This window comes from Enterobacter cloacae complex sp. HYC003_NIDB, assembly GCF_056673375.1.
The window spans coordinates 550,207-563,141 of record NZ_CP114220.1 but is presented as its reverse complement, the minus strand read 5'-3'; the positions used below and the strand labels follow the sequence as shown (position 1 = coordinate 563,141).

Here is a 12,935-nt window from a genome sequence, read left to right as displayed (position 1 = left end):
CTGCTCCAGCCCACCTGAACAGGCCAGAAGCAAAAAGAAAACCGACCCGGGAGCAACGCCCCAGGTCAGCAGCAATTTTTCAATTTGATACGCATTTTACCGCGAAGTTCACTATGGGTCATCGTTTACTTTACAGTGCCATGCACCGTAGTATGACGGTTTGTTTTCGGGTTGTTAGCGCGAGATTATGCGATTTTCCAGTTTTATCATCGGATTGACTACCAGTATAACGTTCACCGTTCAGGCCGCGAATGTTGATGAGTACATTAATCAACTGCCCGCCGGCGCGAACCTTGCCCTGATGGTGCAGAAGGTTGGCGCGCAGGCTCCCGAGATTGACTATCACAGTCAACAGATGGCGCTGCCTGCCAGTACCCAGAAGGTGATCACTGCCCTCGCCGCCCTGCTCCAGCTCGGGCCCGACTTCCGTTTTACTACCACCCTTGAAACCAGAGGTAACGTTGAGGGTGGCGAACTGAAAGGCGATCTTATCGCCCGTTTTGGTGGCGATCCCACCTTTAAGCGCCAGGATGTCCGCAATATGGTGGCGGTACTGAAAAAATCCGGCGTAACAAAAATTGATGGCAACGTGCTGATCGACACCTCCATTTTCGCCAGCCACGATAAAGCGCCTGGCTGGCCGTGGAACGACATGACGCAGTGCTTTAGCGCCCCGCCAGCCGCCGCCATCGTTGACCGTAACTGCTTCTCCGTATCGCTTTACAGCGCGCCAAAACCAAATGACTTAGCTTTTATCCGCGTGGCCTCATACTACCCGGTCACGATGTTCAGCCAGGTGCGGACGCTGGCGAAAGGCTCTCCGGAGGCGCAGTATTGCGAGCTGGACGTGGTACCAGGCGATCTCAATCGCTATACGCTCACCGGCTGCCTGACCCAGCGGGCCGACCCCCTCCCGCTGGCCTTTGCCATTCAGGATGGCGCTGGCTATGCCGGTGCCATTTTTAAAGATGAACTGAAGCAGGCGGGCATAACCTACACTGGAACGCTGCTGCGCCAGACGCAGGTAAATGAGCCAGGCACGGTGATTGCCAGCAAACAGTCCGCGCCACTGCATGATTTGCTTAAGATTATGCTGAAAAAGTCGGATAACATGATTGCCGATACGGTGTTCCGCATGATCGGGCACGCGCGCTTTGGTGTGCCGGGCACCTGGCGGGCCGGTTCTGATGCCGTACGTCAGATCCTGCGCCAGCAGGCAGGTATCGATCTGGGCAATACGATCGCCGTTGATGGTTCCGGTTTATCGCGTCATAACCTGATCTCCCCGGCCACCATGATGCAGGTGTTGCAGTATATTGCTCAGCATGACGCTGAGCTAAACTTTATTACGATGCTGCCGCTTGCCGGACATGACGGCTCTCTTCAGTACCGCGCGGGCCTTCACGCTGCGGGCGTGGATGGCAAAGTGTCAGCCAAAACGGGTTCCCTGCAAGGCGTTTACAACCTTGCCGGTTTTATCACGACCGCCAGCGGGCAACGCATGGCATTTGTGCAGTATCTTTCCGGCTATGCCGTCGAACCGGCTGACCAGCGCAATCGCCGTATTCCACTGGTGCGTTTCGAAAGCAGGCTCTATAAGGACATCTACCAGAATAACTAGCGATGAAACTACTGATAGTTGAAGACGATCTGTTATTGCAGGAAGGATTAGCGCTGGCGCTGGGGAATGAAGGCTACGCCCTGGATTGTGCCGCCACGGCCGCTGAAGCAGATGCCCTGATCCAGAGCGGTGAATACAGCCTCGTGATCCTGGATTTGGGGCTGCCGGATAAAGACGGCGCGACGCTGCTCTGCCAGTGGCGTCGTCGCGGGGTGGAGAATCCCGTCTTGATTCTCACCGCCCGCGATGCCATCGAAGACAGAATTAACGGGCTGGATTCTGGCGCTGACGATTATCTGGTAAAACCCTTCGCCCTTGCCGAGCTACAGGCTCGCGTTCGGGCGTTGATCCGCCGCTATCAGGGCCACAGCGACAACCTGCTGACGGACGGAGATATCACCCTCAATCTGCAAACTCAGCAGGTGCTGCGCCAGTCTCAGCCTGTGGAAGTGACGCCAAAAGAGTTCGCTCTGCTGACGCGCCTGATCATGCGCAGCGGGCAGACCGTGCACCGTGAAACGCTGCAACAGGACATCTACTCCTGGCAGGACGATCCAGGATCAAACACGCTTGAAGTTCACATTCATAATCTGCGGCGCAAGCTCGGTAAAGATCGCATCAAAACCGTACGCGGCGTGGGTTACCGTCTGGAGAGCCAGAAATGAACAGTATGCGCCGGCGATTAATGGTGTTGCTGGCGGTTATTCTGCTATTTTTTCAACTCATTAGCGTTGTCTGGCTGTGGCATGAGAGCCGCGAGCAGATCGGTTTTCTGGTGAACGAAACGTTGTCCGCCAAAGCGCGCAACAACCATGTCGAAAAAGAGATCCGCGAAGCCATTGCCTCCCTGCTGGTCCCTTCTCTGGTGATGGTCGGTTTTACCCTGCTCTTCTCATTCTGGGCAGTCACCTGGATCACCCGACCACTCAACAAACTTCGCGCCAGCCTTGCGAACCGCTCGGCGGATAATCTGACTCCCCTGCCGATGTATTCCGATATGGAAGAGATAGGCGCTGTGACCGCGTCGCTCAATCAACTCCTCGCCCGGCTGGACCACACTGTTCAACAGGAACGCCTGTTTACCGCCGATGCGGCACACGAGTTACGTACGCCGCTTGCGGGGATCAGGCTCCATCTGGAACTGATGGCTCAGTCCGGTTCCCCGCAGGCCACGCCACTGATAAGCCGGATCGATCAGCTGATGCACACAGTGGAACAGCTGCTGATGCTGGCGCGTGCCGGACAGGCGATGGCCAGCGGCCATTACGATACCGTGAACTGGACAGAGACGATCATTGCTCCGCTCAGCCTGGAGCATGAAGCCAAAGAGCATACGGTAATATGGCCGGCCCACAGCGCGCTGACGGTACAGGGGGACGCCGTCCTGTTACGTCTGATGCTAAGGAACCTTCTGGAGAATGCCGCCCGCTACAGCCCGGCAGGCACAACCATTGAAGTGGCATTAACAGCGACGGAGGGCGGTACCCGGGTGAGCGTTACCGATCAGGGGCCGGGAATTGATGAGGCGCACCGCCAGTCGATCACCGAACCTTTCCGACGTCTCGACCAGCGCTACGGCGGCAGCGGCCTTGGGCTGAGCATCGTACAGCGTATCGTACAGCTCCATCATGGCCATTTAACGCTGGAGAACGGCGCTGAGGGCGGCCTCATCGCCAGCTGTTGGTTACCGACGAAAATAGGATAAAAAAAAGCCCCGTTAAGGGGCTTTATACAGGGGTTAGTGCTTGTAGATGAACTCGACGCCTTCTTCGTCGTCTTCATCCCAGTCATCGTCCCAGTCTTCATCATCTTCTTCCGCTTCCAGCTCTTCGAGCTGCTGGCGGTGGTAGTCATCCCACATGAATTCGACTTTTTCAGGCTGTTTCGCCTCTTCTGCCTGAACAACCGGATTCTCGATGATAAAGGTCATCACATCCCAGCAGAGATCTTTCACGCCAACCTGGCTGGCGGCAGAGATCAGATAGTACTTATCTTCCCAACCCATCGCGTCGGCAATCGCTTTAGCTTTCGCTTCAGCTTCCGCTTTATCCATCAGGTCGATCTTGTTAAATACCAGCCAGCGCGGTTTTTGCGCCAGTTTTTCACTGTATTTCTCCAGCTCGCCGATAATAATACGGGCGTTTTCAACCGGATCGGAACCGTCGATTGGATCGATGTCGATGAGGTGCAACAGTACGCGACAACGCTCAAGGTGCTTCAGGAAGCGAATACCCAGACCGGCGCCTTCTGCTGCCCCTTCAATCAGACCCGGGATGTCAGCGACCACAAAGCTCTTCTCGTTATCCATACGGACAACGCCCAGGCTCGGCACCAGCGTCGTAAACGGATAATCCGCTACTTTGGGTTTCGCCGCAGAGACCGCACGGATAAACGTCGATTTACCGGCGTTTGGCATACCCAGCATCCCCACATCCGCCAGCAGCATCAGTTCCAGTTGCAGGTCGCGCTTATCACCCGGGGTACCCATGGTTTTCTGACGCGGGGTACGGTTAACGGAAGATTTGAAACGGCTGTTACCCAGACCATGCCAGCCGCCTTTCGCCACCATCAGGCGCTGACCGTGTTTGGTCATATCACCCATGGTTTCGCCCGTGCCCTGATCGATGACACGCGTACCCACCGGCACTTTGATCGTCACGTCTTTACCGCGTTTACCGGTACAGTCGCGGCTCTGGCCGTTCTGGCCACGCTCGGCGCGGAAAGATTTTTCGAAACGGTAGTCGATCAGCGTGTTGAGGTTTTCATCCGCCTCCAGCCACACGTCGCCACCGTCCCCACCGTCACCGCCGTCAGGACCGCCACGAGGAATATATTTTTCACGGCGGAAGCTTACACAACCGTTACCGCCATCACCTGCCACGACCAGAATCGTCGCTTCATCAACAAACTTCATTTTACTCTCCGTAACTCATTCGCCTGAGCGGGGGACTATTACAACCGCTTCATTTTTGCGCCAACGCCCCCAGAGACGATGACCAATGGCGGAATACATCGCGCCCGCAACCACGACAAACGCACCGAGATAACCCAACAGGTTGAGCATCGGCTTGACGAAGACATCGGGCCAGGCCATTGATAACAAATCTGAAAATAACAGCGTAAACAGCGGGGTAAGCGTGATTAAGGCGCTCACCTGTGCTGCCTGCCAGCGCGCCATGGCTTCAGCCAGAGCGCCATAACCGACCAGCGTATTCAGCCCACAAAAAATGAGGCACGCCAGTTGCCAGTCGCTGAGCTGGGTAATTACGCCCGGCTTCGCTAAAGGCAATAATGCCAGTGTACACAAAGTGTACAGCAAAAAGAGGATCTGCTGTGAGGCAAGACGGCGCAATAACACCTTTTGCGCGACGCCATAACTCACCCAGACCGTTGCTGCGCCCACCCCAAAAATGACACCCCAGGTGTAATCCGTCAGGCGGGTAAAAATCTCAATCAGGCTGGTGTTAAAGAACATCACCAGCCCGCAAAGCAGCATGCTTGCCCCGATGATCTGCGTGCCGCGCATCTTCTCCTTGAGGATGAATACGCTGGCGACCATCATGCCGACCGGTGAAAGCTGACCAATCACCTGCGACGCTGTAGGGCTAAGATATTGCAGGGAAGAGCTGAACAGAATGAAGTTACCGAACAGACCGCCCGTCGCGATAGCCAGTAACACCAGCCAACGCGGTTTTCGGAAGATGCGCAGCGGTGGCAGCTTACCTTTGACGGCCAGAATGGCGCCCAGGCCTATGCTTGCCATCAGGAAGCGATAAAACACCACCGTCGGTGGCTCCATGACTTCCAGTACCTGCTTCATTGCAATTGGCAGCGCACCCCAGCACATTGCGGTAGTGAGCGCCAAAAGAATACCCATGCCGGCCTGCTGCTTCATGCCCGTTTTCCCTACAGAAAATTTTCCGGGTTTCCAATGTAAAAAGCCCCGCAACACGTTGCGGGGCTTTAATCCGTTACCGGACCGAGAAAACCTTACTCAGCAACGATGCTGATGTATTTACGGTTGTTCGGGCCTTTAACTTCAAATTTCACTTTACCGTCTGCTTTAGCAAACAGAGTGTGGTCACGACCGCAACCTACGTTGGTACCCGCGTGGAACTTGGTGCCACGCTGACGAACGATGATGCTACCCGCCAGAACGGATTCGCCACCGAAACGCTTAACGCCCAGGCGTTTAGCTTCTGAATCGCGACCGTTACGTGTGGAGCCGCCAGCCTTTTTATGTGCCATTTAAATCTCTCCTCAGGTCTTAGGCGCTGATGCCAGTAATTTTCACATCAGTGAACCACTGACGGTGGCCCTGCTGCTTACGATAGTGTTTACGACGACGAAACTTAACGATTTTAACTTTCTCGCCACGACCGTGAGCAACAACTTCAGCTTTGATAACGCCGCCATCAACGAAAGGAACGCCGATTTTGACTTCTTCACCGTTTGCGATCATCAGAACTTCAGCGAACTCAACAGATTCGCCAGTTGCGATGTCCAGCTTTTCCAGGCGAACGGTCTGACCTTCGCTTACTCGGTGTTGTTTACCACCACTTTGGAAAACCGCGTACATATAAACTCCGCTTCCGCGCACATCCTCGTATGATTCAGAGTGCGCTATAAATATTCACAATAGGGCGCGAATATTACGCAAAACGCGAGCCTTTGACAAGTGCTACCATCAATACATGAAGAAAAAAAACACAACACGTACGGTAACGTTTATCTGAGCCGTTTTTTCAGTACAATCAGCAATACTATTTATAAACCGAAACCCTTTGTGTACCCATCTCGTGTGGGATAAACAGGATAAAAAGCCCGGCTTTTGCGATGAATTTAGAAAAAATCAATGAGTTAACCGCGCAAGATATGGCGGGTGTGAATGCAGCAATCCTGGAGCAACTCAACTCTGACGTTCAGCTGATCAATCAGTTGGGCTATTACATCGTCAGCGGCGGCGGTAAACGTATTCGTCCGATGATTGCCATTCTGGCCGCACGCGCGGTTGGCTATCAGGGAAATGCCCACGTCACGATCGCGGCGCTGATCGAATTTATCCACACCGCCACCCTGCTTCACGACGATGTTGTGGATGAATCAGACATGCGTCGTGGAAAAGCCACCGCCAACGCCGCGTTTGGTAATGCGGCAAGCGTTCTGGTAGGCGATTTTATCTATACCCGCGCCTTCCAGATGATGACCAGCCTTGGCTCGCTGAAGGTGCTGGAAGTGATGTCAGAAGCCGTGAACGTTATCGCTGAAGGTGAAGTCCTACAGCTGATGAACGTCAACGACCCGGACATCACCGAAGAAAACTATATGCGGGTGATTTACAGCAAGACCGCACGTCTGTTCGAAGCCGCCGCGCAATGCTCCGGCATTCTGGCAGGCTGTAGCGAAGCTCAGGAAAAGGGCCTTCAGGACTATGGCCGTTACCTCGGCACCGCGTTCCAGCTGATTGATGATTTGCTGGACTACAGCGCGGATGGCGAAACGCTCGGTAAAAACGTCGGCGATGACCTGAACGAAGGCAAGCCAACGCTGCCGCTGCTCCACGCGATGCGCAATGGCACACCAGAGCAGGCGAAAATGATCCGGGAGGCTATCGAGCAGGGAAATGGACGCCATCTTCTGGAACCGGTACTGGAAACAATGGCTATCTGCGGCTCCCTGGAATGGACGCGTCAGCGCGCTGAAGAAGAAGCGGACAAAGCCATCGCCGCCATTCAGGTCATTCCCGACAGCCCATGGCGTGATGCGCTAATCGGCCTCGCGCACATCGCCGTCCAGCGCGATCGATAATCCCCTTCTCATCTCCCTGCGCCCATGCAGGGAGATTCCAGTACACACCAATAAATTACATTTCCGCGTAAGCCCATCGGGTTACAGGCCGCATGTATAAAGCCGTGCCTTATTCTGAATATTGCTTCTCGTAACATGAACTTTTTAGAACACATGTTCGAAGTGAGTATAGTAATGCTGTCTTTTCACACGAAACGACGTGGACGATAACGAACACAAGGACAGCATTATGGATACAAAATTCATCGACTGGCATTCTGCTGACATTATTGCGGCACTGCGTAAAAAAGGAACATCGCTGGCTGCCGAATCACGTCGTCATGGGCTAAGCTCGTCGACGCTGGCAAACGCCCTGACCCGCCCATGGCCGAAGGGGGAACTGATTATCGCGACGGCGCTGGATACGCATCCGTGGGTGATATGGCCGTCACGCTACCACGATCCTATTACCCATGAATTTATCGACAGAACGCGCATGATGCGCCAGGGCAAAACGAAGAAAGCACATCAGGACTGATGCACCAGGATTGACAGGAACAGCAATCCCCCGGCCTGTTATGGCAGGGGGGTGCCGGAACGATTACTCGCCCTTCACACGCTCGATATTTGCACCCAGCGCGCGCAGTTTGTCCTCAATACGCTCGTAACCACGATCGATGTGGTAGATACGATCGACAACGGTAGTCCCTTCCGCAATACAACCTGCCAATACGAGGCTCGCAGACGCGCGCAGATCGGTCGCCATCACCTGCGCACCGGACAGTTTTTCAACGCCGTGGCAAATTACCGTGTTGCTTTCAATCTCAGCATGCGCACCCATACGGATCAGTTCCGGTACGTGCATGAAACGGTTTTCGAAGATAGTTTCCGTGATGAAGCCCGTGCCTTCGGCCACCAGGTTCAACAGCGTGAACTGTGCCTGCATATCCGTCGGGAATGCCGGATGTGGCGCAGTACGCACGTTAACGGCTTTAGGACGCTGCCCGTGCATATCGAGGCTGATCCAGTCTTCACCGATTTCGATATCCGCACCCGCATCGCGCAGTTTCGCCAGCACCGCATCCAGGGTATCTGGCTGGGCGTTACGGCAGACAATCTTACCGCCAGAAATGGCCGCGGCCACCAGGAAAGTACCGGTTTCGATACGATCTGGCAGTACGCGATACACACCACCACCCAGACGTTCAACGCCTTCGATGGTGATACGGTCTGTGCCCTGCCCGCTGATCTTCGCCCCCAGCGCGACCAGGAAGTTCGCGGTATCCACGATCTCCGGCTCACGGGCGGCGTTTTCGATGATGGTAGTGCCTTCTGCCAGCGTAGCAGCCGACATGATGGTGACCGTTGCGCCCACGCTCACTTTGTCCATGACAATGTGCGCGCCTTTCAGACGACCATTGACGGACGCTTTAACGTAACCCTCTTCCAGCTTGATCTCCGCGCCGAGTTTTTCCAGGCCGAAGATATGCAGGTCAACGGGACGCGCGCCGATAGCGCATCCGCCCGGCAGTGAAACCTGTCCCTGACCGAAACGCGCCACCAGCGGACCAAGCGCCCAGATGGAAGCACGCATGGTTTTCACCAGCTCATACGGCGCTGAGAAGTTGTTCACGTTGCTGGCATCGATCCAGACGGAACCGTTACGCTCCACTTTGGTGCCCAACTGGCCGAGCAACTTCATGGTCGTGTCGATATCTTTCAGCTTCGGTACGTTCTGGATCTCTACCGGCTCTTCTGCGAGCAGCGCAGCGAAAAGAATGGGCAGCGCGGCGTTTTTAGCGCCAGAAATTGTGACTTCGCCCTGGAGACGCGTGGGTCCCTGTACACGAAATTTATCCATCGTTTGCTCTCTTATAAATTCAACCGTGCTGCGGGCGTTTCGCCCTCAGCTCAAAAACCGTTTAGTTTGCGATCGCGTGCCCACTCCTGTGGGGTGAACGCTTTAATCGACAGGGCGTGGATGCGGTTATCCGCAATGTATTCCATCAGCGGCGCGTACACAGCCTGCTGTTTCTTCACGCGACTCATTCCGTCGAACATCTCACCCACAGCAATAACCTGGAAGTGACTGCCATCGCCAGAGACGTGGGCTTCCTGAAGGGAGAGTGCATTCATCAGCACAGTCTGGATTTCATTATTTTCCATGGGGTCTACATCATCTGATAGTGAAAACAAGCTCAACATCTTAGAGCAAAGTGGCGCGGTCTTAAACAAGCAAAAAGCCCCGACGCGTAAACTGTCGGGGCTTTCAGAAGTAACGTACTGAAAAAATTAGCGAGGTAATACGTCTTCGGGCAAATTGTAAAGCTGTGCAAGGGTAATCACGTTATCGCTTACCCCCGTCAGGGTAACGCTGCTCCCCTGCTTTTTGCCCGCGGCCACCAGGTGCGCCAGCAGGGCGATACCGGCGGTATCTACCCGCGTAACGCCATGGAGATCAATCAGCGTCACGCCCTGCATCGCGTTATGACGAGCGTCCCACAGCGGGTTAAGCAGATCCTGATCCAGCTCTCCCGTCAGCGTCAACGTCTCGCCGTCACGCGCCCAGCTAAGCTGCTGTGACATTACTTCTTCTCGTCCAGGGTAATTTTCTGACGAGAGATGGACTGAAGCTGAGCCGTCAGGCCATCGATGCCTTTAGTGCGCAGCAGATCGCTCCACTCGTTCTGTTTAGTGGTGATCATGCTGACGCCTTCAGCGATCATGTCGTACGCCTGCCAGTTTCCGGTCTGGCTGTTTTTACGCCACTGGAAGTCCAGACGAACCGGTGGACGACCGTTTGGATCGATAATCGTCACGCGAATAGGAATGATAGTGGCATCGCCCAGCGGCTGTTCAGGGGCAATCTGATAGGTCTGCCCGTGGTACATCGCCAGCGCCTGGCCGTAAGCCTGTTTCAGGTATTCACGGAACGCCGCAAAGTAAGCCTCGCGCTGTGCAGGGGTCGCGTCTTTGTAGTAACGGCCCAGCACCAGTGCGCCCGCATACTTGATCTGCACATACGGCAGCAGTTCCTGATCCACCACATCACGCAGATAATCAGGGTTAGAACGGATTTTTGGCTGTTCGTTTTTAAGACGGTCGAAGGTTTTCTTCGCGGCCTCATCCATCAGTTTGTACGGGTTACTCTGATCCGCAGCGTGCGCCGCGGTAAGAGGGGCAATGACCAGCATGGCAACCATTAACAGTCGTTTAAACATGAATGACTTCTCCTGAAATTAATTCGTCGCGCCTGGCGTCGGTTCGACGTTGGTGTGGTCTTCACTCTGCGCAGGGGCATCGTCAGACTTTTTATCATCCCCTTTACTGTTGTAAAGGAACTGACCAATCATATCTTCCAGCACCATCGCTGACTTGGTATCCTGGATTACGCTACCGTCTTTAAGGATAGTCGTTCCCAGCTCAGGATCTTCAAAACCAACGTTAAGGGCCAGATATTGCTCCCCCAGCAGGCCAGAGGTGCGGATAGAAAGCGAGCTGGTGTCCGGAATGTGGTTATAGCGCTCTTCGATATCCATCGCGACGCGCGGCAGATAGGTTTTCTCATCAAGCGTAATGTCAGCGACACGTCCGATAACGACGCCACCAATACGCACCGGTGAGCGCGCTTTCAGGCCGCCGATGTTATCGAAAGTCGCGTAGACACGATACGTCGGCTCGGCGCGAACAGAGGTGATGTCAGCCGCTCGCAGGCAGATGAACAGCGCGGCCAGCAGCGCCAGAAGCAGAAACACGCCAACCCAAATTTCATTTTTTCTCGTTTGCATGAACTCAATTCCCAAACATCAGTGCGGTGAGCACAAAATCCAGACCTAAAACGGCCAGCGACGAATGTACGACAGTACGCGTCGTTGCACGGCTAATGCCCGCCGACGTCGGAATGGCATCGTAACCATTAAACAACGCAATCCAGGTAACCGTCACAGCGAAAACCACGCTCTTGATCAGACAGTTCACCAGATCCATCCGCAGATCGATGGCGTCCTGCATGGCAGACCAGAAGAATCCGGCATCAATGCCTTTCCAGTTAACGCCAACCAGCGCGCCTCCCCATATACCTACCGCCACAAAGAGGATAGTCAGTAACGGCAAGGAGATAACCCCGGCCCAGAAGCGCGGCGAGATTACCCGGCGCAGCGGATCGACTGCCATCATCTCCATACTGGAGAGCTGCTCGGTGGCGCGCATCAGGCCAATTTCCGCCGTCAACGCTGACCCGGCACGCCCGGCGAACAGCAGCGCGGCAACCACCGGCCCGAGTTCACGCAGCAGCGAGAGCGCCACCAGCATGCCAAGGCTGGTTTCCGCGCTGTAGGTTGTCAGCACCAGATACCCCTGCAACCCCAGCACCATGCCAATAAACAGACCCGACACGATGATGATAAGCATCGACAGCACGCCGACGTTATAAAGCTGCCGCACCAGTAACGGCGCATGCTTGCGGAACTCCGGTTTGCCGACCAGCGCGTTGAACAACATTAATCCGGCACGCCCGAACGTACTGATGGTTTTCAGGCCACGGTGTCCAAGACCCGCCAACGCATTTAACAGCATGAGTGGCTTAACTCCCTATTCCGAGTAAATCGTCATGATAGTCGCCCGCCGGATAGCGGAAAGGCACCGGCCCATCTGCGATACCGTCCAGGAACTGCCGCACGCGCGGATCGCCATTCTCCTGCAACGCCTGCGCGCTGCCGTGGGCGACGATCTTTTTGTCAGCCACAATATAGGCGTAATCAGCGATACTCAGCACTTCCGGCACGTCGTGGGAAACCACCACGCAGGTGACGCCAAGGGCGCTGTTCAGCTCCGAAATTAACTTCACCAGCACGCCCATGGTGATGGGGTCCTGCCCGACGAACGGTTCATCGAACATGATTAAATCGGGTTCCAGGGCAATAGCACGCGCCAGCGCGGCGCGGCGCGCCATCCCACCCGAGAGTTCGGACGGCATGAGTTTCGCAGCCCCCCGCAGCCCCACGGCTTCAAGCTTCATCATCACCGTACTGTGCAACAGCTCAGGAGGAAGATGGGTGTGCTCACGCAACGGATAGGCCACGTTGTCAAAAACGTTCATATCCGTGAACAGCGCGCCCGACTGAAAGAGCATGCTCATCCGTTTGCGAACCGTGTAGAGGCGCGAGCGAGACATCGCCGGGACATTTTCGCCGTCGAAGAGAATTTCGCCGCTGTCAGGGGGGATTTGCCCGCCGATAAGACGCAGCAACGTGGTTTTACCGATCCCTGACGGCCCCATGATGGCGGTGATTTTACCGCGCGGCACGGTCAGCGAAATATCATCAAATATTAACCGGTTGCCGCGCGAAAAACTGACGCCCCGGACATCGACTATATTCGCCATCGTTTGGCTCATTTATGGTTCCTTACTTACCTTGCTTCACGGCTGGCATGAAGCGTAAATCAGCCCTAAACCCCGCATTTTTACAGAATATTCACTATTGGGGTTAGCGAAAGCTGGCATTTGTTTTACTTTTCCGGCGCATAA

At 55.0% G+C, this 12,935-nt stretch carries 16 protein-coding genes; 5 read left to right on the top strand and 11 right to left on the bottom strand.

Features of this window, described 5'->3' with window-relative positions:
• The first annotated feature begins 187 nt into the window (after window positions 1-187).
• The 3 genes from dacB to pmrB are packed head-to-tail and all read left to right on the top strand — an operon-like array spanning window position 188 to window position 3,326.
• Window positions 188-1,621, top strand: coding sequence for a serine-type D-Ala-D-Ala carboxypeptidase (dacB, locus tag O1722_RS02680; RefSeq protein ID WP_003861817.1), 1,434 nt, complete (start codon window positions 188-190; stop codon window positions 1,619-1,621).
• A gap of 2 nt (window positions 1,622-1,623) precedes the next feature.
• Window positions 1,624-2,286: a two-component system response regulator PmrA gene (gene pmrA / locus O1722_RS02675; protein WP_003861819.1), complete on the top strand. Its 663-nt coding sequence runs from the start codon at window positions 1,624-1,626 to the stop codon at window positions 2,284-2,286.
• Complete coding sequence (pmrB, locus tag O1722_RS02670; protein WP_032672053.1) at window positions 2,283-3,326, top strand: two-component system sensor histidine kinase PmrB; 1,044 nt, start codon at window positions 2,283-2,285, stop codon at window positions 3,324-3,326. Before pmrA ends, pmrB begins: the two co-directional genes overlap by 4 nt.
• 33 nt (window positions 3,327-3,359) lie before the next feature.
• Here the strand turns inward: pmrB and cgtA are convergent, their stop codons facing one another.
• From cgtA to rplU, 4 genes are all read right to left on the bottom strand, one after another.
• Window positions 3,360-4,535: an Obg family GTPase CgtA gene (cgtA, locus tag O1722_RS02665; protein ID WP_006812124.1), complete on the bottom strand. Its 1,176-nt coding sequence runs from the start codon at window positions 4,533-4,535 to the stop codon at window positions 3,360-3,362.
• Window positions 4,536-4,550: 15 nt separating this feature from the next.
• Complete coding sequence (locus O1722_RS02660; protein ID WP_015571979.1) at window positions 4,551-5,516, bottom strand: DMT family transporter; 966 nt, start codon at window positions 5,514-5,516, stop codon at window positions 4,551-4,553.
• 95 nt (window positions 5,517-5,611) lie between these two features.
• Entirely contained in the window at window positions 5,612-5,869 is a 258-nt protein-coding gene (gene rpmA, locus O1722_RS02655; protein ID WP_003861831.1) for a 50S ribosomal protein L27, read from the bottom strand.
• Window positions 5,870-5,888: 19 nt separating this feature from the next.
• Complete coding sequence (gene rplU, locus O1722_RS02650) at window positions 5,889-6,200, bottom strand: 50S ribosomal protein L21 (RefSeq protein ID WP_003025032.1); 312 nt, start codon at window positions 6,198-6,200, stop codon at window positions 5,889-5,891.
• 257 nt (window positions 6,201-6,457) lie between these two features.
• Here rplU and ispB point away from each other — a divergent pair, with 257 nt between their 5' ends.
• Together ispB and sfsB are read left to right on the top strand one after the other, a co-directional pair.
• Window positions 6,458-7,429, top strand: coding sequence for an octaprenyl diphosphate synthase (gene ispB / locus O1722_RS02645; protein WP_006812126.1), 972 nt, complete (start codon window positions 6,458-6,460; stop codon window positions 7,427-7,429).
• A gap of 229 nt (window positions 7,430-7,658) precedes the next feature.
• Window positions 7,659-7,946 carry a DNA-binding transcriptional regulator SfsB gene (gene sfsB, locus O1722_RS02640; protein ID WP_020480545.1) on the top strand — a complete coding sequence of 96 codons (288 nt, stop codon included), beginning with the start codon at window positions 7,659-7,661 and terminating at the stop codon, window positions 7,944-7,946.
• Window positions 7,947-8,009: 63 nt separating this feature from the next.
• On the opposite strand, the gene murA is transcribed toward sfsB, so the two are convergent.
• From murA to mlaF, 7 genes are all read right to left on the bottom strand, one after another.
• Window positions 8,010-9,269, bottom strand: a complete 1,260-nt coding sequence (gene murA / locus O1722_RS02635) for a UDP-N-acetylglucosamine 1-carboxyvinyltransferase (protein WP_006812128.1) — start codon at window positions 9,267-9,269, stop codon at window positions 8,010-8,012.
• 50 nt (window positions 9,270-9,319) lie between these two features.
• Window positions 9,320-9,574, bottom strand: coding sequence for a BolA family iron metabolism protein IbaG (gene ibaG, locus O1722_RS02630; protein ID WP_003861840.1), 255 nt, complete (start codon window positions 9,572-9,574; stop codon window positions 9,320-9,322).
• 126 nt (window positions 9,575-9,700) lie between these two features.
• Window positions 9,701-9,994, bottom strand: coding sequence for a lipid asymmetry maintenance protein MlaB (gene mlaB / locus O1722_RS02625; protein ID WP_032669099.1), 294 nt, complete (start codon window positions 9,992-9,994; stop codon window positions 9,701-9,703).
• On the bottom strand, window positions 9,994-10,629 hold the full coding sequence (gene mlaC / locus O1722_RS02620) for a phospholipid-binding protein MlaC (protein ID WP_006812130.1): 636 nt from the start codon (window positions 10,627-10,629) through the stop codon (window positions 9,994-9,996). Before mlaC ends, mlaB begins: the two co-directional genes overlap by 1 nt.
• Before the next feature lie 18 nt (window positions 10,630-10,647).
• The gene (mlaD, locus tag O1722_RS02615) at window positions 10,648-11,196 is read right to left on the bottom strand and encodes an outer membrane lipid asymmetry maintenance protein MlaD (protein ID WP_006812131.1); all 549 of its coding nucleotides are present in this window, start codon (window positions 11,194-11,196) and stop codon (window positions 10,648-10,650) included.
• Between the two features lie 4 nt (window positions 11,197-11,200).
• Complete coding sequence (gene mlaE / locus O1722_RS02610) at window positions 11,201-11,983, bottom strand: lipid asymmetry maintenance ABC transporter permease subunit MlaE (protein ID WP_003861848.1); 783 nt, start codon at window positions 11,981-11,983, stop codon at window positions 11,201-11,203.
• 7 nt (window positions 11,984-11,990) lie between these two features.
• Window positions 11,991-12,803: a phospholipid ABC transporter ATP-binding protein MlaF gene (gene mlaF, locus O1722_RS02605; RefSeq protein WP_017382730.1), complete on the bottom strand. Its 813-nt coding sequence runs from the start codon at window positions 12,801-12,803 to the stop codon at window positions 11,991-11,993.
• Between the last annotated feature and the right edge of the window lie 132 nt (window positions 12,804-12,935).